The sequence below is a fragment of the Sphingobium amiense genome (assembly GCF_003967075.1).
Lineage (GTDB): Bacteria > Pseudomonadota > Alphaproteobacteria > Sphingomonadales > Sphingomonadaceae > Sphingobium > Sphingobium amiense.
Map to the genome: position 1 here is coordinate 2671246 of NZ_AP018664.1, position 20566 is coordinate 2691811.

Annotated in this window: 12 protein-coding genes and 1 pseudogene; 8 read left to right on the top strand and 5 right to left on the bottom strand. The window is 62.0% G+C overall.

Going from position 1 to position 20566, the window contains the following annotated elements; all coding sequences use genetic code 11:
* Positions 1-153 precede the first annotated feature (153 nt).
* Positions 154-1356 carry a hypothetical protein gene (locus SAMIE_RS12895; RefSeq protein WP_126516831.1) on the top strand — a complete coding sequence of 401 codons (1203 nt, stop codon included), beginning with the start codon at positions 154-156 and terminating at the stop codon, positions 1354-1356.
* Between the two features lie 194 nt (positions 1357-1550).
* Here SAMIE_RS12895 and SAMIE_RS12900 read toward each other — a convergent pair whose 3' ends face one another.
* From SAMIE_RS12900 to SAMIE_RS12910, 3 genes are all read right to left on the bottom strand, one after another.
* Positions 1551-1685, bottom strand: coding sequence for a helix-turn-helix domain-containing protein (locus SAMIE_RS12900; protein WP_232037230.1), 135 nt, complete (start codon positions 1683-1685; stop codon positions 1551-1553).
* Positions 1686-2020: 335 nt separating this feature from the next.
* Complete coding sequence (locus SAMIE_RS12905; RefSeq protein WP_066703650.1) at positions 2021-5416, bottom strand: acyl-[ACP]--phospholipid O-acyltransferase; 3396 nt, start codon at positions 5414-5416, stop codon at positions 2021-2023.
* A gap of 51 nt (positions 5417-5467) precedes the next feature.
* A complete protein-coding gene (locus SAMIE_RS12910; protein ID WP_066703653.1) occupies positions 5468-8359 on the bottom strand; it encodes a DUF2339 domain-containing protein in 2892 nt (963 codons plus the stop codon).
* Between the two features lie 102 nt (positions 8360-8461).
* Between SAMIE_RS12910 and SAMIE_RS12915 the strand changes: the two genes are divergently transcribed.
* On the top strand, positions 8462-9061 hold the full coding sequence (locus tag SAMIE_RS12915; RefSeq protein WP_066703656.1) for a TetR/AcrR family transcriptional regulator: 600 nt from the start codon (positions 8462-8464) through the stop codon (positions 9059-9061).
* Between the two features lie 356 nt (positions 9062-9417).
* Here the strand turns inward: SAMIE_RS12915 and SAMIE_RS12920 are convergent.
* Both SAMIE_RS12920 and SAMIE_RS12925 read right to left on the bottom strand, forming a co-directional pair.
* Positions 9418-9927: pseudogene (locus tag SAMIE_RS12920) on the bottom strand (IS6 family transposase); the annotation flags it as partial.
* Between the two features lie 93 nt (positions 9928-10020).
* Positions 10021-11394 (bottom strand): aminotransferase class III-fold pyridoxal phosphate-dependent enzyme, encoded by a 1374-nt coding sequence (locus SAMIE_RS12925; protein ID WP_066703940.1) that lies wholly within the window; start codon positions 11392-11394, stop codon positions 10021-10023.
* A 261-nt stretch (positions 11395-11655) separates the two neighbouring features.
* Between SAMIE_RS12925 and SAMIE_RS12930 the strand changes: the two genes are divergently transcribed.
* From SAMIE_RS12930 to SAMIE_RS12955, 6 genes are all read left to right on the top strand, one after another.
* Positions 11656-12540, top strand: coding sequence for a LysR substrate-binding domain-containing protein (locus SAMIE_RS12930; protein WP_066703937.1), 885 nt, complete (start codon positions 11656-11658; stop codon positions 12538-12540).
* Between the two features lie 127 nt (positions 12541-12667).
* Positions 12668-14884, top strand: a complete 2217-nt coding sequence (locus SAMIE_RS12935) for a TonB-dependent receptor (protein ID WP_066703931.1) — start codon at positions 12668-12670, stop codon at positions 14882-14884.
* A 109-nt stretch (positions 14885-14993) separates the two neighbouring features.
* On the top strand, positions 14994-16094 hold the full coding sequence (locus SAMIE_RS12940; protein ID WP_066703928.1) for an aminotransferase class I/II-fold pyridoxal phosphate-dependent enzyme: 1101 nt from the start codon (positions 14994-14996) through the stop codon (positions 16092-16094).
* 101 nt (positions 16095-16195) lie between these two features.
* Positions 16196-17359, top strand: a complete 1164-nt coding sequence (locus SAMIE_RS12945; protein WP_066703925.1) for a serine hydrolase domain-containing protein — start codon at positions 16196-16198, stop codon at positions 17357-17359.
* A gap of 55 nt (positions 17360-17414) precedes the next feature.
* The gene (locus SAMIE_RS12950; RefSeq protein WP_162849062.1) at positions 17415-18848 is read left to right on the top strand and encodes an APC family permease; all 1434 of its coding nucleotides are present in this window, start codon (positions 17415-17417) and stop codon (positions 18846-18848) included.
* A gap of 63 nt (positions 18849-18911) precedes the next feature.
* Positions 18912-20390, top strand: coding sequence for a M17 family metallopeptidase (locus tag SAMIE_RS12955; protein WP_066703919.1), 1479 nt, complete (start codon positions 18912-18914; stop codon positions 20388-20390).
* Positions 20391-20566 lie beyond the last annotated feature (176 nt).

Consider the following 20566-nt stretch of genomic DNA (forward strand, 5'->3'; position numbering starts at 1 on the left):
GGCCAGCCTGTAGTCCATCCGAAAGGGATGGAAACAATCTTGCTGTCGTATTGACTTGTCGATGCAGAAAATTGACCCTCTTCTTCAGGGTAGCAAGTCCATTTCCTGGCCTTGGGGGGTTCTTTGCTGGCACGTCATTTCCATCCATTCGCCGTGGCGCTCATCTTTGCCCTGTCCGGCTGCGCAGGCTCCGGCGCCGGACCGCTGGGCCTTGGCGCTGTTATCGGAGACCGCAACCTCGCATCGGCGGAGCCTCTTTTTTCCGAACGGGAGGAAAAATGCTTCGACAGCGGGGATCAGTTCCTGACAGCCATTTTCGGACCGGTGGATGAAGACCAGATGGCAAAGCCGGTCCAGGCGGGGGGCCGGCATTCCGACTGCGGGGCGATTGCGGCATCGTTCCAGCATGTCATCGGAAGCAGTTCGGAAGGCGGGCTGTCCAGCAGTCGCTACACCACCCAGCAGCGGAACGAGATCATCGACATCCTGATGGCCACGTCCAACCGCAAATGCACGCGCTACGTTGCCATGCTCAAAAATGCGGACGCCGCCGTCAATTCCTCTCTCAGCATCAGCGCCATCATCACCAGCGGCCTCGGTTCCTTCGTCGGCGGCGTCAATACCGCAAAGGCGCTGTCCGGGTCCGCCGCGATCCTGAGCGGATCGCGCGAAGCGATCAACCAGACCTACCTCAGCAATCTCACCATTCACGTTCTGGCCGCTGCGATGGAAAAGGCGCGCGACCGGCTGCGTCGCGACATCACCAATCGCGAGGCCTGTTCCACCAGCAGTTACACGCTCAGTCGCGGGCTGGAGGATATTTTCCAGTATCATGGAGCCTGTTCGATCAGCGTGGGCCTCGCAGAGGCCGCGATCGCGGTGGAGCGCAGCCAGAATCCGGGCCTTGACGCGATGCGCAACAGCCTCGCCCAATATGCGGCGCTCGTGCGGCAGGCGGAGGAAGTCGGGAAGGCAGGAACCCCGACCCCGGTTGCAGGTCCGATGGCGACCCCCGATCTGTCGTCCGTGACGGCGACCAATGCAAAACTCGCTTCTGCACAGGCGAACGTCGCGACATTGACGCAGGAGCTGGACGCCTTCGCGAAGAAGGCAAAGCAGGATGCCGAGGCCGCGAAGGCCAGCCCCGCCGATGCCGCACTGGCCGCGACTGCCGCCGCAAGCGCCAAAGCGCGTGACGGGAAGCAGGAAGAACTAAACGGCGCAGGGTTTCAGCGCGATGCGCTGGTCCAGCAATATGCAGGGGAGTTGCAGAGGCTCGCCAGTTCGGTCACCTTCGCGACACCGGCGATCGTCGCGCCCGAGACACGCGCCTGTCCCTTCGGCATGGGCCAGTGATATCCGAGCGGCCGGCCATATCATTGCCGATCCTCCGTCGCCGCTTACCGCTGCTTCCTCCAAGGTCGCGTGCGGACGTTTCCCCAACGCCGGGCATCCACCGGGCCAACTGCCACCCCCGGACTGGAACTGACCGCCTGCCGTCCGGTCGCTGCCCCTTATTCATATGATGCAATGAAAAGACGGATGTTTGTTCAGCGTAGTCCCATCCGATCCATCTTTTTTAGCAGTCCCGCTCGCGAGAGGCCAAGTTCACGCGCTGCATGGGTGTGATTGCGCCCGGTGCGATCCAGTGCTTCGCTGATCCTGCGGCGTTCCAGCGCAGCCACCTCATCTTCCAAAGTCTGGTTACCCAGAATCTTCAGTTTACCGCCTCATTCAAGGAACGCGGCGCGCTCATTGGCCCCCGCAATGGCGAGGAGTCAGGCTGCCTTAGATTTTCGTGCCCTCTGCCGATGTGAGTGCCCCCTCCACATCTACCCGAGGTATCTGACCGTGCTTTCGATCTTCGTATGCCCCATTTGATCCCGACCCCGTGATCCAGGAAGAAGCGGATGGCTCAAATCCGACGGGGTTTGAGCGCTCGCCTTGCACCTGCCTTGCGTCCTGCATTCCGCTTTCAATCTGAGACGCTGGGATCGCCATCGCGCGCGCGTTTCGCCAGTCACGCTGCCGCCAGTTGCCCCATGGTGACATAGTCGAGCTTGCCCGTGCCCAGCACGGGCAGAGCGTCCACTTCGCGAATGTCGCGCGGGATGGCGAGTTCCGTGACGCCATTGGCGCGGCCCCATGCCTGAAGATCGCCTGCCTTCGCGCCCCTGCGGGTGGTGAAGAGCACAAGTTGCTCACCCTTGCGCGCGTCCGGACGGGTGACGACGGCATGTTCGGCGTCGGGCCAGAGCGCTGCGGCATAGCCCTCCACCGCCGGCAAAGACACGATCTCTCCGCCGATCTTGGCAAAGCGCTTGGCGCGGCCGCGAATGGTGACGAAGCCTTCGCCGTCGATGGTGACGATGTCGCCGCTATCATGCCAGCCTTCCTCCGGCGGTTGAAGCACGCCCGGTGCATCGGCCTTCATATAGCCGGCCATGATATTGGGACCACGGATCGACAGGCGGCCACCTTCGGTGATGCCGGGCACATCGTCCAGCTTCGCCTCGATGCCCGGCAGCAGGCGGCCGACGGTGCCGGCGCGGAAATGCATCGGCGTATTGACCGCGATCACCGGCCCCGCCTCGGTTGCGCCATAGCCTTCCAGGATGCGCAGGCCGAACTTGTCGGCATAGACCTTGCGCGTTTCATCGCGCACTCGCTCCGCCCCCGCAAAGATGTAGCGAACGGAGTAGAAGTCGTAGCCGTGCGCCATGCGGGCATAGCCGGACAGGAAAGTGTCGGTGCCGAACAGGATCGTCGCATTGCTGTCATAGGCCAGCGCCGGCACGATGCGGTAATGAAGCGGGCTGGGATAGAGCAGCGTCTTCACCCCGTGCAGGATCGGCAGCAGCGTGCCCCCGGTCAGGCCGAAGCTGTGGAACACCGGCAGCGCGTTCAGCACCATGTCCGCCGTGTTGAAATCAATCCGCGCGGCCAACTGGCGACAGTTGGACAGCAGGTTGCGGTGGCTCAGCACCACGCCCTTGGGCAGCCCTTCCGATCCGCTGGTGAACAGGATCACCGCCGGGGCATCGGGCGCGATGCGCAACCTCCTGTGCGCCCGCCCGGCAAAGCGGCTGGCGATCAGCGCGCGCAGCTTCGCCCCGGTGCCGATGGTCGCGCCGATATCCTCCAGCCAGAGGATGTTCAGGCCTTCGCCCGCAAGCGCAGCGACGATCTCGCCGAGCTTCGCCTGATCCACGAAGGCTCGGGCGGTGACGATGGTGCGGATCTGCGCAGCTGTGCAGGCGGCCTTCAAACTGGCAAGGCCCGCCGTATAGTTCAGCATCGCCGGCACCCGGCCGTGCGCCTGCAATGCGAAGAAGGTCGCGACCACCGCCGCCACATTGGGCAGCAGCACGCCGACCGCCTCGCCCCGGCGGCTGGCAGCCGCCAGCGGACGGCCGAGCGCAAGACTGCCGGTGACAAGCCGGTCATATGACATGGGCTCGCGCTTGATGTCCTCCACCACTGGCGCCTTGCGCCCATGGATATACCGTGCCTCCAGCAGCGCCTGAAACAGCGTCTCTTCCGTGCGTGAGGTGGCGAAGATCATCGCGCTCATCTCGTCATACAGGCGACGTCCGGCGATGGCGCGGCGCGCCCGCGCAGTCATTTCCCCCTCTATGCTGAAGCGGCGCGGCGGCAGAACGGTCAGTTTAACCCTGGGGAAGCTGCGCAACCGCACCTTGCCGCGCAGGCGCGAAAAAGGCGTATATTGCGCGCCGTCGATGCGCACCGGGATGATCGGCGCGTCGGCCTTGTCGGCAACCATACCGGGGCCGTCGAACACCTTCATCAGTGCGCCGGTCACGGTGATACGCCCTTCCGGGAAGATCACCAGCGTCCGTCCTTCGCGCACCGCTTTCACCATCGCCTTGGCCGCCATCGGATTGGTCGGATCGACCGGGAAAGCGTCGAACAGCGGCAGGAAGGGCTTGATCCACCAGGCTCTCGCAATGCGGGTATGCACCGCAAAGGTCGGCTTGCCCGGCAGGAAGGCGGCGAGCAGCAACCCGTCGAGAAAGGACACATGGTTGACCACGACCACGGCAGGCGTCCCCGCCTGCGGCATGTTCTCGACGCCCGTCACCTCGACGCGATAGAGCAGCCGCAACAGCCCCCGGAACAGCGACTTGATTACCGTTTCAGGCAGAAGCCAGCAGGAAATCAGCGCGATCGTCAGCGTCGCAAAGCCCATCGCGCCGATCACGCCGGGCACGCTTTCCCCGCGCGCCAGCATCAGCGTCACCGCCAGCACCACGGCCACGCTGACGGCGGCATTGACGATATTGTTCGCCGCGATGGTGCGCGATCGCTCCTCGCGCGGGGCGTGGGTCTGAAGGATCGCATAGAGCGGCACGATGAACATGCCCCCGGCAAAGGCGATGCCGAACAGGTCGATCAGGATGCGCCAGCTCCCCGCCGACGCGACGAAGGCGGCAATGCCCGCTTCGCCACCCTGCGGAACATAGGCGCCGGTCGACAGCCACAGGTCGATCATGCAGCCAGCCAGCGCCAGCGCTGACACCGGCACGAAACGGGCCGAAACCTCGCCGCGCAGCAGGCGATTGACCAGCAGCGACCCCAGCGCCACGCTCAGCGAGAAGACCAGCAGGAACAGGGTGGCGACTTCCTGCCGCGCATGCAGCACGCCGCTGACCAGCGGCGCGAACTGCGCCAGCAGGACGGCTCCCACGGCGAAGAACCAGCTTATCCCCAGGATGGACAGCCACACGCCGCGCCCATGGCGCGCCGCCTTCAGTATCTGCCAGGTGCTGCGAAAGATATTGGCGTCGATCCGCAGCCCCTTCGCCACCGGCGGCGCGGACGGGACGGCAAGGCTGGCGATAAAACCCAGCAGCGCGACGCCGACCGCGACAAGGCCCGCCGTCTGCGCCGAAATCACCCCGGCCAGCAACTGCCCGCTCAGGATCGCGAGAAATGTACCCGCCTCGATCAGGCCCGTGCCGCCCATCATTTCCCGATGATGCAGATGCTGCGGCAGGATCGAGAATTTGACCGGGCCGAAAATGGTGGAATGCAGACCCATCAGGAACAGGCAGGTCAGCAGCAACGGCACGGACTGCAGCCAGAAACCGATGAGTGCCAGCGTCATGATGGCAATTTCCGCCGCCTTGACCGCCCGCACCAGCTTCGCCTTGTCCCAGGCGTCGGCAATCTGCCCGGCCAGCGCGGAGAAGAGGAAATAGGGCAGGATGAACAGGCCCGTCGCGATCGTCGCCAGCAGTTCCGCCTTGCCAGGCGCCGTCCGGAACAGGACGAAATTGGCCAGAAACAGCAGAGCGAACTTCAGCAGATTGTCGTTGAACGCCCCCAGAAACTGGACAACGAACAAAGGCGCGAACCGACGTTTGGCAAGCAGTGACAGATCAGGTGCGGACATGAACAATACCCCTTATGATCAAGGCCATAAGCGCGAGATGATGACGACACGTTAATGGGTGTCGGCGCGCAGATGCCTGCTGTAGAGCCAGCCGATGCCAATCAGGCTGAAGCCCAGCGCCAGGAAGGATGCGATGCGCAGCAGGCCGGTCAGGCCCGATGCATCGAGCAGGAACACCTTTGCCACGGCACCCAGCATCAGCAGCAGCGATGCGATCCGCCAGTCGCGTCCACCCCGGCGAATGCCCCACAGCAGGAAGCCGGTGGCCAATATGATCGCCAGCACGGAGCGGCCAATATCCTCGCCCGCCGACAGGTGTCGCAGGTTCAGCATCGGCCCGGTGAACAACTGGCGCAGCGTGGCGAAGGCGAAAAGCAGGATCAGGACCATGAAGCCACCGTCGCGAAAGCGCGCGCAACGCTCGGCCGGTTCGGGCATTATCCGTCCGGCCAGCCATAGCCCGGCCAATGGAATGGCAAAGGCAGGCGCCAGCAGGTTGAACAGCGGCACGCTACCAACCGCCTGCGCCGCCCAGAGCGGGTTATGGAGCAACAGCGTGTAGAGCAGGTTATGGGCGATACCGGCCGCCAGCAGCGTCAGGGCGACCCCCCGCCTGTTGAACCGGCGCCATGCGGCCCAGCCCGCCATGATCAGCAGGCCTTCCCAGATCGTACGCTCGGCAAGCCCGGCCCGCACGAAGGCGGCGTGGTCGGCGATGGCGAAGGCCTGCCTGTAGAGGATATGCAGGGCAATCGTGCCAAACAGGCCGATCACGATCGCCGCCAGTTGCCGTCCGATCGGCCCGATCGCGGCTTTCCCCCGGACCAGCGCCAGCGCAATCAGCGCGGCCGGCAGGGCAAGGTGAAGCAGCATGTCGGTCATATCGGGCAACAGGTTCACCAGCAGCGGCCGCCCTAGCAGCGACATCACCGCCGGTTCAACCCAGGCCAGCAGCGGTTCCGCCGCCCACAGCAGCGTCAGCAGGAACAGGGTCGCCAGCGCAGGCAGCAGGCGCAGCGGCGGCAGGCGGCGCGCCCCTTCGGCCAGTAACGGAAGGCCAAGCGCAGCGATGGGGCCAAGCCAGAGGACCGGCGCGACCTGCGCAATGGCGCCATAGGCGCAGAGCGCACCGACGATCTGCGCCACCAGCCGCCCTTCGGCCAGTCTCGCCCGCCACGCAAAGAGAGTCAGGGCCAGCGCCACGCCGCTCCAGCGCAGCAGGGCTATGCCCGGCGCGGCGTCCGCGCCCATCCCGGCCAACCGGCCCAGCTCGTCCAGACCCCGACCGCCGGACACGAGCGAGGCGACGGCCGTGAAAGCAAAGGCCCAGCCGCTCCATTCGATCCGCGCATTCCCGGCCTGCGCCGCCAGCAGCAACAGGGCGACTGCGACGATTCCGACCACCAGCGGCAGGGTCCATCCGGCCAAGCCAAAAATGCCGGCAAGGACGAGCAGGATCGCCGCGCCGGTTGCCAACAGGGCAGCGCGCGCATCACTCCGCTGCGCCGGATTGCTCCACCCCATCGCCATAGCGAGGGCAGGCAAGGCGCTGGCGACAAGCGCCATCAGGGCGAAGCGCAGATCGTCGGCCGCCGACCCGCGGTAGAAGTGCAGTGCGCTCACCGCCAGACTGCCCAGCGCTGCGCCGGCAACCTGTCCCGCTTCGATCAGGCCACCCGCCGGGCGCCAGAGCCGCCACAGCGCGCCGCCGCCATAGATCAGGACCAGCCCCAGAATGACCGGCGCGAAGCTGGAAGCAGCAGGTGCAGGCCAGGCTCCGGACAGCAGCAGCCCCACTGCCAGCCCGACAGGCATCAGGCGGCGCAGCGCCGGCTCCCGACCGCTCAGCCAGAGGAAGGCGGCCGAAAGCAGGCCAAACAGCGCCCAGTGCAGCAGCGTAAAACCGCCGGTCGCGATCAGCGCCGCCATCTGCGCCGATGCCGCGACAGCCGACACCATGCGGATCAGCGTGGCCCGGCTGCCCGAGAAAGCGAACAGCGGAAAGGCAATGCCGAGCGCCAGAATGAACAGGCCCACCGACAGGGAAGACGCCAGATCCAGCGCGCCCGACAGCAGCAGCAAGCCGCCCCAGCCCGCACCCCCGATCAACGCGCCCACGCCCAGCCACATCCAGCGCTGGGTCCGCGACAGGGCGCAAAGGCCACCGACGGTGAGTGCAAGATAGCAGGACAACAGAGGGATATTTGGCTCATCCGCCCCCGCCAGTGCCGGCGCGGCCAGACCACCCACCAGCCCCAGCATCGCGCTGGGCGGACCGAAGCGCAGCGACAGGCCCATGGCCAGCGCGGTCACTCCGGCCAGACCGGCAAATGCCATACCCGGCCCCATCAGATGATAAAGATTGGCCGCCGCCAGTATGACGGCATAGAGGGTGGCAAGCCCAGCCCCCGCCAGCGCCTGCCGCACGCGGACATCGCGCACCCGCGCCTCCTGCCGCAATGCGACTTCCGCCCCGCCAATCAGCCCGGCACCGAAGATCAGGCCCAGCAGAACGCGGATGATAGGCGACAGCAGCCCGGAATCGATCGAATATTTGACCAGCAGTGCGCCCGCAACCGCCAGCGTGACACCTCCCGCCCAGATCGGAAGACGCCGTCCAAACAGGTCTTCAAACCCAGAGGCGGGCTGAACATAAGCGGCCTCACCGATCTGCTCGTCACCGATGACCTCAGGCTCAGCCGCAACTTCCGGCTCGGCGAAGGTCTCAGTCCATGGTGAACGACGCGCCGCTGCAGTCGGCGTGAAAGGCGGCTGTTCTTCTGCCGGTGCGTGCTCGGCCCGGACTGGCTCCGGCGCACCCGGTGCTGCCGCTGGTTGGGCCTCCGTCTCGATCATGATGATACGGTCTTCCAGCTCCATGACGCGGCGCCGCGTATCAAAGAGCACGATCCCGCCCACGATCAAAAGCAACGCAACCAGCATGACTCACCTTCCATTCGACGTGGAGATTGCTCGATACAGGTAAATTGAACGGTGTTCAATTAAAATATTGGACAGTGTTCAATTAAAATCCTAGACGATCCTATGGGCAGACGATCCGACCATAGCCGCGCGGAGCTGGAAGCACTGATCCTCGATGAAGGCCATAAATTGCTGGCCGAGGTGGGCTTTGCACGCTTTTCCGGTCGCGAGGTCGCCAAACGGATCGGCTACACGGTGGGCACGCTCTATAATATTTTCGGCAGTTATGACGTGCTGCTGGCCACGATCAATACGCGGACATTTGAGCAATGGGCAGCGCATCTCGAACGCCAACTCGCCCAGGATAACGGGGACCGGATTGCATCGCTCGTCGAAGGCTATTTCAGTTTTGCGACGCAGCACCCCAACCTCTGGATGGCGATTTATGACCATCGACTGCCCGCAGACGGTGTCATTCCGGAAATTCTCGCCGAGCGCCGCGGCGTGCTGACCGATATAGTCGTGCGCGAAGTCGAAGCGATATTACCCGCGGACGCACGGGAAAAGGCTCCACGCCTCGCACGTTCGCTGGTTGCGACGGTGCACGGCCATTGCACGTTCGCCTTGAATGGCAGTTTCGCGCTCCTCGGCGAAACCGACCCTCCTGAAATGGCAACGGCGCGGGTGAAAGAGTCATTGGCTGCCGCCGGTGCTCATATGTGAGGCAGGCGAAAGCGCCATTTTATCGCTGCTCGGTCCCGCGCTCCGGTGCGCCAGAAACGGGCGTTTCTTGATGGCCTCTGTCAATGAACAGACTTGGGCCGGCAGGAGACAGTCCGGCTTGCGATGATCGGCGACGAACCGCTGTCGACCGGCCACCGACCCATATTGGTCTGTCATCGTCATTTCTGATTCTCACGTGCCGATCGTGGACTTCTCTGTCGAGCGTCGATCAAAGTCGGTCGCTTAAATCAACCGCTGTGAACGATAGCTCCAGATGAACACTGCCGATACGGGCACTGTCAGTCTAATGCGAACTCGTCTCCACCGGATGTATTTCGGACTTGGGATGCCTGCCCTCAGCTCGCGATGGACCACCACTCTGCCAGGGCGGCAGAGCGTCTCTCCCTGTAGGTCTTTCGGTTAACGAGGTGGCGCTCCAGTGAGAAGTGGTTGTGGAGATTGGCGTGGACTGAGGCGAACTTCTGTAACGCCTTCATCTGCCTGAAGCGCAGCATCGCCCGCTCTCGTCGCCGAAAAGGCAGGTGGCTGTTTTCCGTCCTGTTGTTGGCCCAGCGTCCGACTTCCTGCCTGTCGCGATTACCAAGCTCATTCATTGCGGCACCGTAGGAGCGCAGTCCGTCCGTGGTGATCGCCTCGGGTGATCCATGGCGCTTGAGCGCCTTCTTCATGAAGGCAAGAGCTGCCCGTTTATCGCGCGTCCTGGTGACGTAGCTCTCGAGAACCTCGCCTTCGTGATCGACGGCACGCCAGATATAGACCATCTCTCCATTGATCTTCACGTACATCTCATCGAGGTGCCAGCGCCAGTGGCGGAAGCCCCTCATCCGGCTGGCCCTCTGTCGGCGGAATGGCGGCTTAGCTCGGCATTGGCGGAACATCGCTTGCCGTTAGCCGCTCTCGCGCAGATCTGACGGCATCCGGGCGCGGTAGCGTCCGTCTCAACCGTTGAGGGCTTCACGAATAGCGGGGATGGCGAGCATGTCGTCGAGTGTCGATTTCACCCGCGCGACCATCTCGTCGATCTCGTCGATCGTGCTGATAAGCGGCGGCGCAAGCCCGATCATCGCATCGCCGAATGCGCGAAACAGGACGCGCCGTTCAAAGCCGCAGCGGGCAAGTGCGTCGGGCAGGCCGAGCGCAGGATCAGGCCGTGTTTTTGCAACCTTGTCGGTTACAAGCTCTATGCAGGCAAGCAGCCCACGGGAGCGGACATCGCCCACCAGCGGATGGTCGCTTAGCGCCGTCAACGCGCTGGCGAGGTGAGCGCCGCTGGCCTGACCGTTGGCGATGATCCCGCCTTCCTCGTAAAGGCGGAGCACCTCGAGGCCGACGGCCGCGCTTACCGGATGCCCAGAATAGGTCTGGCCATGGCCGATCACTGCCTTGCCGCTTGCGTCAACGATCGCGCGATAAAGCCGGTCGGACAGAAGCGTAGCCCCCATCGGGACGTACCCCGAGGTCAGGCCTTTGGCGAGGGTCATGACATCAGGGGCGACGCCGTCATACGCTGATCCGAACATTGGCCCGGTGCGTCCGAAGCCGGTGATCACTTCGTCTGCCACAAATACTATGTCCAGTTCGGCGCAGGTATCCCGCATCGCCCTGAACCAGCCATCGGGCGGCACGATCACGCCGCCGGAGCCGACGACCGGCTCGGCAAAGAAAGCCGCGACCCTGTCGGGACCGATCTCAGCCACTTTCGCGCGCAGATGGCGGACGGACGCGGCGATTAGATCGGCGTCGCTGCCATCGAAGCGATAGGGCCAGGCGGTGGGTATATGATGTTGCGTCGCAACTGGCGCGTCGAAATGGGTGTGGAACACAGCCAGGCCCGTGATCCCTGAGCCAGCCGCACTCGACCCGTGATAGCCCCGATCGACCGCGATCATGTGCTTCTTTTCCGGTCGCCCGGTAACGTTGAAATAGTAGCGGATCAGCCTGATGGCGGTATCGACCGCGTCCGACCCGCCCTGAGTGAAGAACACATGATCGAGATCGCCCGGCGCACGTTCGGCGAGCCGCGCGGCCAACTCGACCGCGGACTCACTCGCGAAATGAAAATAGTTTGTGGCATAGGGCAGGCGCGCCATCTGTTCGGCTGCTGCAGCCACCACGCTCTGCTGACCATAGCCGATGTTGACGCACCACAATCCCGAGAAAGCGTCAAGCAGACGATTGCCGTCGCCATCGGTAAGCCAGACGCCATCGCCCGAAGTGAGAATGGTCGCACCTCGCCGTTCATGCTCCCCCCAGGACAGCACGGAATGGATGAGATGGCGGCGATCTTTCTGGATCAACCCGTTATCGGACATGCATTGGCCCCGTCGCAGATACCCGTTTTCGGGCGTATGACAGGCATATGTGCAGTCGGAACCCGGTGCCATTGAAGTCGCCTAGATTGACAATGTGGTGCTCTGGCAGCACCGTCGGCGCGTTCGCTGGGCAATTCCTGCCACAGTCGGCGCATCATCGACGGGATCATGACCAAAGAGCCGGACGCTGCCCCTCGTTCCTCAAGCGCAGATACCCTCGCAGAATCGTCAGGCGAGATTGCGCTGCCCCCATTTGCCTCGTTGCGCGCGTTCGAAGCGGTGTTCCGGCTCGGCGGCATTCGGAAGGCGGCAGCGCACCTCAGGCTCAACCACGCTGTCGTAAGCCGCCATGTCAAGCAGCTGGAAGAATGGCTGGGCGGGCCGTTGATCTCACGGTCCGGCAACCGACTGGCGCTTACCCCCGAGGGCGAGCGCTTCCATAGCCGGGTCTCTGCCGCCTTTGCCGAACTGCTGTTCGCCACCCAGGAATTCGAAGGTCGCCGTCGCAACGGTCCCTTGCGCCTGTGGTGCGTGCCCGGCCTTTCGATCCAATGGCTTTCCGCTCAGCTTGCCGCGTTCGAGCGCGCCAATGCCGATTTCCGCGTGGAACTGAAGCCAACCGATATCCCGCCGAATCTCTCGATACATGAGGCCGATGCCGACATACGCTATTATCGCGACGATGGGCCGACCGTGCCCGGCGGTCGTGGGTTGCGTTGCTTCGAGCTGGCCCGGCCGGAGGTGATGGCGGTCGCCAGCGCTGCGGTTGCGTCCGCGCTTGGCCCGATCGATGCTCGCCGCCTGCCTTTTCTTCACGAGGAAGATGATAGCGAATGGCGGGCATGGCTGCGGCTCAACGGCATAGAGCCTCCTGCCAGCCTCGAAGGTCCGGTCTGCTGGCACGCGCATCTCGCCATCGCCGCCGCCAAGCAGGGTCGCGGCGTCGCGCTCGCCAGCCGCTTCCTGGTTGAAGCGGATCTGGCAGAAGGTTCGCTCGTGCAGGTCAATATCCCGGATACTCGTCCAGCCGTGCTCGGCGGCTATATCCTCGTCGCGCGAGAGGATCGCTGGTCTACGCCAGTGCTGGCCTCGCTTCGGCATTTTCTGCGTCAGCGCGCCCAGGATTTCGTCGCGGCTAATATCTAACAATATGGTGCCTTCAAAGCACCATATTTATATCCTTCGCACCTTCCGTGAAGCAGGATCTGCCCTGATCATGAGGCCTAATTGGGAGCCTGCACCAACGCCGGCCCGGTCATCGGGGGTAAGAGAAATGGGAACCAGTTTTTCGCGCCGCATGAAAATTTCGCTTGGCCTAGCGGGCCTGATAATGCCCACCATGGCTACGGCGCAGGTCAGTGCCGCAGGCGAGGCATCAACCGCCGAGATCATCGTGACGGCCCAGAAGCGGGACGAATTGCTGAAAGACGTGGCGGTGCCTGTGACCGTATTGAAGGTCAACACGCTTGTTGGCAGCAACAAGACGTCGATCAAGGACTATTTCTCCGCCGTTCCGGGGCTGGCGCTCGTGCCGTTTGAAACGAATGGCGCAGCGTCGATCGCCATTCGCGGCGTCACGACAGGCGGCTTTACCAATCCCACGGTCGGCGTCACGATCGACGATGTGCCATTCGGTTCATCCACCAGCCTTGGCGGCGGCACCCCGGCTCTCGATCTCGACCCGAGCGATCTCTCCAGCATAGAGGTGCTTCGCGGACCGCAAGGCACGCTTTACGGCGCCAGCAGTATTGGCGGGCTTCTCAAATATGTAACGACGGCCCCATCGCTGACGGAGTTCAAAGGCCGTGTCGAGGCGGGTCTCAACAGCGTTTCGCATTCTGGTGACATTGGTTATGTCGTCCGCGGCGCAGTGAACGTCCCCGTCAGCGAAACCTTTGCGTTTCGGGCAACCGGGTTCAGCCGGTTTGACCCTGGCTATATCGACAATGTTCTGACCGGCCAGAAGGATGTGAACCATAGCAAGGCTTTTGGGGGAAGACTTTCGGCGCTGCTGAACCTGTCCGAGAGTTTTTCAGTTCGTGCGAGCGCCCTTTATCAGAAGACCAAGACTGGGGCCCTTGATGAAGAGCACACTGGCCCAGGCTATAATCTGGCGGCCCGCGAACAAAGTGTCGTGCGAGGCGTAGGGGTCGGCGAACACGAGGTGCAAGCCTATAGCGTCGTGATGAACCTCGATCTGGGCAAGGTGGATCTGACGTCGCTCACGGGCTACAGCGTCAATGATCTCCGGGACTCGTTCGATTACAGTTTCTATCTCGGCCAGGCGCCGGGATCGTTCAGCGACGCCACCTTCGGCGTTGCCGGCGCTCCGCTGAAAGAGCGTTATCTCACCAAGAAATTTTCGCAGGAATTGCGAGCATCCGCGCAGATCAAGGATTGGATCGACTGGCGCGTGGGTGCATTCTTCACGGATGAACAATCCCCCGACTGGCAGCGTATCGACGCGGCGGACCCCCTGACCGGGGCGGTCGCCGGCGAGCTTGCGTTATTCGACTGGAAAGTCACGTACCGCGAATATGCGGCTTTTTCGGACGTGACGGTGAAACTCTCGCCGATGTTCGACATCCAGTTTGGCGGCCGCAAAAGCTGGATCAGGCAAAGCTATGGCGAGGTCGATACCGGCCCCTATGCGGATGCGTTCGAAGGTGGATCGCCGGCTATTTTCCCCAAGACGATGACACGCGATTCAAAATTCACCTATCTGATCACACCCCGGCTGAAGCTCGCGTCGAGCTGGATGATCTATGCCAGACTTGCGACAGGCTATCGCCCCGGCGGTCCAAATTCGACAGCAGCTCTGTTTGGCTTGCCCTTGAGCTACAAGCCGGACACGACGACCAACTATGAAATCGGGATGAAAGGCAGCATCTTCGACAACAAATTGTTCGTCGACGCATCGCTTTACCATATCGACTGGCGCGACATTCAGATCTCGCTCGTGGATGCGGCGACCAGTCTGACCTACAACGCAAATGGCGCCAAGGCGAAGAGCCAGGGCATTGAACTCTCGCTGACGGCCAAGCCCTGGCAGGGCATGACGGCAACAGCTTGGGGAGCATTCAACGTCGCGGAGCTTTCAGAGCCGTTCCCGGCTGCGTCCACGGTCTACGGCGTCAAAGGTGATCGCCTGCCCTTCACCAGCCGCTATTCCGCTAGCCTGTCGCTCCAGCAGGACTTTCCACTATCCGACAACTGGTCGGGATTTGTTGGCGGTCAGCTTGATTATGTCGGTCGACGCATCGGCGCGTTCACCGGGCCACCGCCGGCCGAGCGTCAGGTCTATCCGAGCTATGTGAAGGTAGACCTCAAGGCGGGCGTTGAAAACGGTCCCTGGGCCATCAATCTATTTGCTAACAACCTGACCAATCGCCGTGGCGTCCTTACCGGCGGTGCGGCCTCCCTTTTCCCCTATTCCTTCCGTTACCTGCCGCCGCGCAGAGTTGGTCTTTCGATCGCGCGAACTTTCTGAGGATGACGAAGAGCGTCTCCTTCCATGGCGCCACGCCTCCTTCGGGTTCACACATATATTGGCGGGCGCCAGCTCCGCATCTGAACAACGACAAGGCTGAGGATCGGCAATGAAATATGCAAGAATGGCGATCGAAGTCGAATCGCCCGAAGAATATGGCTACGACCTCATCCGCAACAATCTTTCCGAAAGCTCGATCCGCGATCGGACGATCGCCGATTTCGGCCTTACCATTCCCAACCTGACATTGCTCTATGGCGAGCATAGGGGGGACAAGCGCCTTCGGGAGCTGGTCGCGGCGCAGGGTTCCGGTCTGTCGGCGGACGACGTTCTCGTCACTACCGGCGCCGCAGGGGCGCTCTTCATCATATCGACCACGCTGCTTCGGCCAGCCGACCATCTGGTCGTCATTCGGCCGAATTACGCGACCAATATCGAAACGCCGAGGGCGATCGGTTGCCAGATCAGCCTGATCGATCTCAAGTTCGAAGACGGCTTCGCGATCAATCTCGACGCAGTGAGGCAGGCGATCCAGGCCAACACGCGGCTAGTGAGTGTCACCTGCCCGCACAATCCAACGGGAACGATGCTTACGCGTGAGCAGCTTGATGGCCTTGTTTCGCTCACCGGGGATTTGGGCATCCATCTGCTGGTCGATGAGACCTACCGCGATCTCTCATACGATGTGCAGCTTCCTATCAGCTCAAGCCTTGCGGATCATGTGATCAGCGTTTCGTCGCTGTCTAAGGCCTATGGCATTCCGGGCGTACGGACGGGGTGGCTCATCACCAAGGATCCCGAGCTGTATGTCAAATTTCTGGCTGCGAAGGAGCAGATCAACATCTGTGGCAGCATCGTCGACGAGTGGATAAGTGGGGCTGTGCTGGAGCAGCGAGACGATTTCCTGGCCCTGCTGCGGGTGGAGATGCGCAAGCGCTTGTCCATCGTGCGCGATTGGGTTGCCAGCGAGCCGATGATCGACTGGATCGAACCCAGCGGGGGCGTCGTCTGCTTCCCGAAAATCGTGGCAGACGCGGCATTCGATACCAAAGCATTCTATGCACGTCTGCTGGAGAAACATGGGACATATGTGGGGCCGGGGCACTGGTTCGAGATGCCGACCAATTTCTTCCGCATCGGCTATCTGTGGCCCACCCAAGATGAGCTTCACGCAGGTCTGGAGGGCATTTCGAAGGCGCTTCGTGATTAGACGCAAACACGGCAAGGTGCGGCCTGCAATCTCTGGAGTTGGTATTGTCGACGTCTTCCCCCATCGAGTTCGGCGGAAAAAAGCCATCAACCGCTTTGGAAATGGGGCTGATGGTGGGATCGCCTCCGCCTTCCGAACGGATCGTTACGCACAGGAACTGGGAATATCCGCCATTCAACCGCTGGGCATTCCAGAACATGCCTGCGATCTTTGCCACTGGCGAGGTCGAGCGGAACCCGGCGTTCGAGCGCGACCTCAGCACGCCGCGATACACGATTGATACGCTTCAGGTCGGAGCTGGGCGATCCGTTCGCGAAGTTCTTGATGCGACCTACACTGATGCGTTCGTTGTAGTGCATCGCCGCAAGTTGCTGGTCGAACATTACGACAATGGCATGAAACCATCGACGCTGCACATGGCGGCGTCCATTACCAAGTCCCTCTTGGGGACGATCGCCGGGATCATGGCGCACAGAGGGCAGCTGAACGTCCGCGCTCCCGTGAAGGACTATCTTCCGGAACTGGCGAACTCATCGTTCGGAGACGCCGCCGTGCAACAGGTGCTCGACATGACCACGGGCACGAAATTCAGCGAGGATTACGAAGACCCGGATGCTGAGATCCGGATCAAGGGTCAGGCAGACGGGTGGGATTTCAAGCGCGATCCGTCAGTCCCGGACACGATCTACGATTTCCTGCTCACCACAGTGAATGATCGACCCCATGGCGAGCGATGGGCTTATCGCAGTTGCATCACGGATGTCCTCGGCTGGATATTGGAACGGCTGTCGGGTCTTCGGCTGCCCCAGCTCATATCCCAGGAACTGTGGGTCAAGATCGGCGCAGCGCATGACGCCCGCTGTATGCTCGGGCCAACGGGCAACGCACTCTATGACGGATGCTTCTTATCGACGGCCAGGGATCTCGCAAGGTTCGGATTGGCATTCTCGGATCGCGCGCTGGTGCCGCCCGCTTTCGTTGAAGATACGTTGGCAGGCGATGCCGAAAGCCGCGCCGCGTGGCTGGCGTCGGAGGTAGGACAGCGACGCTTCCCCGATGGACATTACCGGAACCAGCTGTGGGTACCGGATCGGTCGCAACGGATACTCCTGGGGGTCGGGGTTTATGGTCAATATCTCTGGGTCGATCTGGACCGGGATGTGGTCATCGTGAAATTCTCTTCTTTGCCGGAAGCCTCCAGAGACCATTGGCGCGAAGCACATCTCGACCTTTTCCAGCGTATCGCGGCGCAATGCGCGGCCTGAGCGCCGAACGGCGTCAATGTACGGCGATGGAAGGCCGCAAGACATGGGGAATGGCATGGCCATCAGTGAAACAGTCGATATGGTAGACGGCAACGCTGCGGATGCACAGCGTCCGGTCGCAGGTAAGCTCCACAAGCAGCTCACCACTTGGGGATGCCTGTTCCTGGCCATGTCCGGCCTGTCGCCGGCGCTTTCGGTATTCGGCATAGGATCGGACGTGCTGTTGCAGACCGGCTCCGCCGCTGCCCCCCTGTTCCTTTTGAGCATCGGCGTCGCGGTGATCTGGGGCACGGTCTATGCCGAACTCGGATCGGCCTATCCCTATGCAGGCGGCGACTATGTGGGGGTCGGCACGATATTGGGCGCCTGGGCCGCCGCAGTCACGCTGGCCATCTGGGCAACGACATTGGCACCACTGATCGCCTTTGAAGCCAAAGCCTTCGCGACTTATATCAACTACGTCCTACCGGACGTCTCGGCCAGCCTCCTAACTGGGATCGCATTGGCTGCTTCGGTGGGTATAGCCTTGCTGGCCGTGCGTGCCGGTGCCTGGGTCACGGGCGTGTTCCTCCTGATTGAGATGCTGGCCATCGTCGCCCTCGGTGCAGCCGGCCTGCTCCATTCCTCGGGCGATCCGCTGACGATCATCGCCAATCCCGTGGTGGCCGGACCCGAGGGGCTGCTCGTAGCGCCAACTTTGGCCGCTTTGGCACTTGGCGGTGTCAACGCGGCCTATGCCACGATCGGCGGCAATCAAGCGCTCTATTTCGGTGAGGAGCTGATCGACCCTCACAAGGCCATGGGGCGCGTGGTGCTGATTGCGTGTTTCGTCGGCGCGTTCGCCATCGCCGTGCCGATGGTCCTGGTGGTCCTTGGAGCTCCCGATCTCGGCGCTATCCTGCGCAGTCCCGCACCTCTGGCGACATTTCTGACCCAAACTCTTGGTTCGGGAGCCGGCAAGCTAATCAGCGTCTGCATCGCTCTCGCCATTTTCAACGCCATGATCGTCCAAATCATGCTGGGTGCGCGGCTATATTTCAGCCTCGGGCGCGATGGGGTGTTTTCCGGCCCAGTTAACCGGTTCCTGAACCATGTGAGCCATAAATCCGGCGTGCCGCGCCGCGCGACGCTTGTGTTGGCCGTCTTTTCGGCCCTGTGCTGCCTGGCCAGCGCGCATGCCTTGCTGGTGTTTATGAGCGGCTTGCTGGTCTACGCTTGGGGCCTCGTCTGCCTTGCCGTGTTGATCGGCCGCCTGAAAGGGAAAACGGGGCAAGATGGCTATTGGCGGGCGCCTTTTGGAATTTTTGCTCCTGTGCTCGGCCTTGCTCTGGCCTTGGTATTTGCGATCGCCAAGGTGACTGATGAGGAATATGGAAGGCCAAGCCTGATTATCATGGGCGGTATCACGATTGCGGCGGTGTTCTGGAGTCGGCTCATCCTTGAGAAGCGGCCGGGCGGCTGGACGCCGACACTGGTGGATCATTCCTAGGCACAGTTCGTCCCACGCGAATGTCCATATTCCTTTGCATCTAATCCGGGAGGAAGAACAGAATTGACCCAAACGCGCTGGCAGACATTGAGGGTCGATCCGGTTGCTTCGTCTGACCATGTGCTGGCTGGACTGGTGCTTCTAACCGGATCGGGCGAGATCATTAGCGATGTCGCGAATGTCGACGATCTGGCCGCGATCGTGGGATCGCTCGCGCCGATCGAGCCCGGACGTGCGATCGAACTCTTCGGCGCAGATCAGAAGCGACGACTGCTGGTCCTCGGCGTCGACACCGGCACAAAGGATTGTTGGCTTCTGGCGGGTGGCCACCTGTTCGACGCGATGGTGGCGCACCGGTTTGAAGAAATTTCCCTTCCTGCGGTTTCCCTCATCGGCATCGATGCTTTCCATGCCATGTTGAAGGGAGCCTTGCTGCATGGTTTTCAGCTTGAAAATGGAAGGAAGACAGCGCGTAGGGGATTTCGGCCTCAGCGGCTGATCGTGCAGGAGGCGGACAGGGCATCTGCCGACGTGATCTCAACGATTGTCGAGGCAGTCAACCGTAGCCGCGCCTGGGTCGAGTCGCCTTCCAATTTGCTCAATCCGGTAACGTGGGCTGCGGAAAGTCAGACGGTCTTTGAAGCATTGGGTTGCAAAGTGAGTGTGCTTGGCCCGGCCGAACTCGAAGCCGCCGGGGCGGGCGCCCTTCTCGCGGTTGCAAGAGGCGGCGAGTTTGGCGCCCGTCTGGTTTCCGTGGAATGGTGCGGCGACCCGGGGCGCAGTAGTTGGGATGCCATCCTGGTCGGCAAAGGCCTGACCTTCGATGCGGGCGGACTCAACGTGAAGTCCGCTAGCGAAATGCACAAGATGCGTTCGGACATGGGCGGCGGTGCGGCTGTCTTTGGAGCTCTGGAACTTGCCGCGAAACGTGCATCGCGAGTGAACGTTGTCGCGATCGTGCCAATGTCCGAGAATCAGATTGACGCACTGTCATATCGGCCAGGTGATATACTCACCTCAATGTCAGGGCTGACAATTGAAGTGGGAAATACCGACGCAGAAGGCCGGCTGGTGCTGGCCGACGCCATGACGTGGGGAATTCGCAAATATCGGCCGACATGGACGATCGATGTCGCGACGCTGACAGGCATGGCCGGTGCAATACTTTCAGAAGAATATGCAGCATTTTATGCCTCGGATGATCAACTGGCCGAAGATCTCGTTCGGGCTGGCCGTGCGTCTGGAGAGTGGCTCTGGCGCTTCCCTTACCATTCTTCACAAGAATACGTGGTTGAATCCGAAGTTGCCGATGTCTCCAATGTCGGGGTGCCCGGCTATCTCGGTATGGGCTGGGGCTCCCCGCTTGCCGGCGCTCTTTTCTTGGAAAAGTTTCGCGAACATACGAAATGGGCGCACCTTGATATTGAGGGGGTCGTATGGGCCACCCGCCGCCGCTCGCTAGGCGGCAAAGGCGGCACCGGCTTTGGCGCGCTGTTATTGGATCAATGGCTGCAAATAATAGAAACAGACATTGATTTGTAAGCCGATACACCCAAGGACTTCACTGAAAGTATCGTGTCCCACATGCGACCAATGGGCAACGGCGGCGGAAATAATCCACTGACAAATCAACCGGCTTACTCGGCGGGGGCAGATCACCCACGGTCACCATTCAGGTGCCAAACATGGAGGTTGGTATGGATGCATATGCCGAACTT

Coding starts and splice junctions, on each gene's coding strand:
- SAMIE_RS12915 (WP_066703656.1), top strand. CDS start 8,462: ATGGGCAGACGATCCGACCATAGCCGCGCGGAGCTGGAAGCACTGATC.
- SAMIE_RS12950 (WP_162849062.1), top strand. CDS start 17,415: ATGGCCATCAGTGAAACAGTCGATATGGTAGACGGCAACGCTGCGGAT.
- SAMIE_RS12945 (WP_066703925.1), top strand. CDS start 16,196: ATGGGGCTGATGGTGGGATCGCCTCCGCCTTCCGAACGGATCGTTACG.
- SAMIE_RS12940 (WP_066703928.1), top strand. CDS start 14,994: ATGAAATATGCAAGAATGGCGATCGAAGTCGAATCGCCCGAAGAATAT.
- SAMIE_RS12910 (WP_066703653.1), bottom strand. CDS start 8,359: ATGCTGGTTGCGTTGCTTTTGATCGTGGGCGGGATCGTGCTCTTTGAT.
- SAMIE_RS12925 (WP_066703940.1), bottom strand. CDS start 11,394: ATGTCCGATAACGGGTTGATCCAGAAAGATCGCCGCCATCTCATCCAT.
- SAMIE_RS12905 (WP_066703650.1), bottom strand. CDS start 5,416: ATGTCCGCACCTGATCTGTCACTGCTTGCCAAACGTCGGTTCGCGCCT.
- SAMIE_RS12935 (WP_066703931.1), top strand. CDS start 12,668: ATGGGAACCAGTTTTTCGCGCCGCATGAAAATTTCGCTTGGCCTAGCG.